The 2,363-nt window shown below is 48.7% G+C and carries 2 rRNA genes; both read left to right on the plus strand.

What is annotated here, in order from left to right:
* Positions 1-2,014 (plus strand): 23S ribosomal RNA (locus tag IRJ16_RS22755); the annotation flags it as partial.
* Positions 2,015-2,240: 226 nt separating this feature from the next.
* Positions 2,241-2,352: ribosomal RNA gene (gene rrf, locus IRJ16_RS22760) — 5S ribosomal RNA — on the plus strand.
* Positions 2,353-2,363 lie beyond the last annotated feature (11 nt).

A 2,363-nucleotide genomic window follows, 5' to 3' on the forward strand; every position in this document is an offset into this window, starting at 1 on the left:
AAGTTAAATAGAGGTAGAGCTACTGATTGGGTGCGGGGGAGTCATATCCTACCAAATCCAGACAAACTCCGAATGCTATTTAATATACACTGCAGTGAGGCTATGGGTGCTAAGGTCCATGGCCGAGAGGGAAAGAACCCAGACCATCAGCTAAGGTCCCCAAATTACTGTTAAGTTGAACTAACGAGGTCCGATTGCACAGACAGCTAGGATGTTGGCTTGGAAGCAGCCATTCATTTAAAGAGTGCGTAACAGCTCACTAGTCGAGCGATCGGGCATGGATAATAAACGGGCATTAAACAGTATACCGAAGCTATGGATTTGCAGTAATGCATCTGGTAGGGGAGCATTCTATTGTCCGGCGAAGCCATACGCGACAAGCGGTGGTGGAGGTAATAGAAAAGCAAATGTAGGCATAAGTAACGATAAGGCGGGAGAGAAACCCGCCCACCGAAAGACTAAGGTTTCCTGATCAACGCTAATCGGATCAGGGTTAGTCGGGGCCTAAGGTGAAGCCGAAGGGCGTAGCCGATGGACAACTGGTTAATATTCCAGTACTTTTTATAACTGCGATGCGGTGACGGAGTAGTGACACTGACGCGAACTGACGGAATAGTTCGTTAAAGGCCGTAGGTATAGGGTTTGTAGTTAAGTACGCAGACCTTGCTGAAAGCTGATAGTACTCGGAACCTTCGGGGGATGGGATAGTTCAGGTAATCAGACTTCCAAGAAAACCCGCTAAGCTTCAGGTTATAAAAACCCGTACCGTAAACCGACACAGGTAGTCGAGGAGAGGATCCTAAGGTGCTCGAGTGAATCATGGCTAAGGAACTCGGCAAAATGGCCCTGTAACTTCGGGAGAAGGGGCGCTGTCAGCAATGGCAGCCGCAGTGAAAAGGCCCAGGCGACTGTTTAACAAAAACACATGGCTATGCAAAATCGAAAGATGACGTATATGGCCTGACACCTGCCCGGTGCCGGAAGGTTAAGAGGGGATGTTAGTCGCAAGGCGAAGCATTGAATCGAAGCCCCGGTAAACGGCGGCCGTAACTATAACGGTCCTAAGGTAGCGAAATTCCTTGTCGGGTAAGTTCCGACCTGCACGAATGGTGTAACGATCTGGGCGCTGTCTCAGCCATGAGCTCGGTGAAATTGTGGTATCGGTGAAGACGCCGGTTACCCGCAACGGGACGGAAAGACCCCATGCACCTTCACTACAACTTAACATTGATATCGGATACAGGATGTGTAGGATAGGTGGGAGACTGTGATCCGGCTTCGCCAGGAGTCGGTTAGTCAACGTTGAAATACCACCCTTTCTGTATTTGGTGTCTAACTCTTTGCATAAGGAGGACATTGTTTGGCGGGTAGTTTGACTGGGGTGGTCGCCTCCAAAAAGGTAACGGAGGCTTTCAAAGGTAAGCTCAATACGCTTGGTAACCGTATGCGGAGTGCAATAGCATAAGCTTGCTTGACAGTGAGACAGACAAGTCGAGCTGGGTCGAAAGACGGATATAGTGATCCGGTGGTTCTGCATGGAAGGGCCATCGCTCAAAGGATAAAAGGTACGCTGGGGATAACAGGCTGATCTCCCCCAAGAGCTCATATCGACGGGGAGGTTTGGCACCTCGATGTCGGCTCGTCACATCCTGGGGCTGGAGAAGGTCCCAAGGGTTGAGCTGTTCGCTCATTAAAGTGGCACGCGAGCTGGGTTCAGAACGTCGCGAGACAGTTCGGTCCCTATCTGTTGTGGGCGTTGGAAGTTTGAGTGGGGCTGACCTTAGTACGAGAGGACCGGGTTGGACTAACCTCTGGTGAATCTGTTATGCCGCCAGGTGTACTGCAGAGTAGCTACGTTGGGAATAGATAAGCGCTGAAAGCATCTAAGTGCGAAACTAGCCACGAGATGAGACTTCCTTATAGGGTCGTAGGAGACTACTACGTTGATAGGTCATAGGTATAAAGGTGGTGACATCATAGCCAAGTGATACTAATAGCCCGAAGCTTTCTCATAGCAGGTAATTAAAGTGATGAGTTAAGAGTGTAGAGTGATGAGTTAGCAATAACTCAAAACCCGGAACTTAAAACTCATCACTCAACACAAAGCTGTTGTTTTCTCTTGAATCAATTCCTTCTTTCAATAATATGTCATTGTTAAGGCTTAAAGGCCAAAGGACAAAGGCGAAAGGTTTCAAACCTTTTAGCTTTCACCTTTCACCTTTTACCTCAACAAAAGAAATTCAGGTGCCTATATCGGCGGTGTCCACCTCTTCCCATTCCGAACAGAGAAGTTAAGCCCGCCAGAGCCGATGGTACTGCAGTAAAATGTGGGAGAGTAGGTCGGTGCCAAACCTTATCGTCTA

This window comes from Mucilaginibacter myungsuensis (assembly GCF_015222005.1).
Lineage (GTDB): Bacteria > Bacteroidota > Bacteroidia > Sphingobacteriales > Sphingobacteriaceae > Mucilaginibacter > Mucilaginibacter myungsuensis.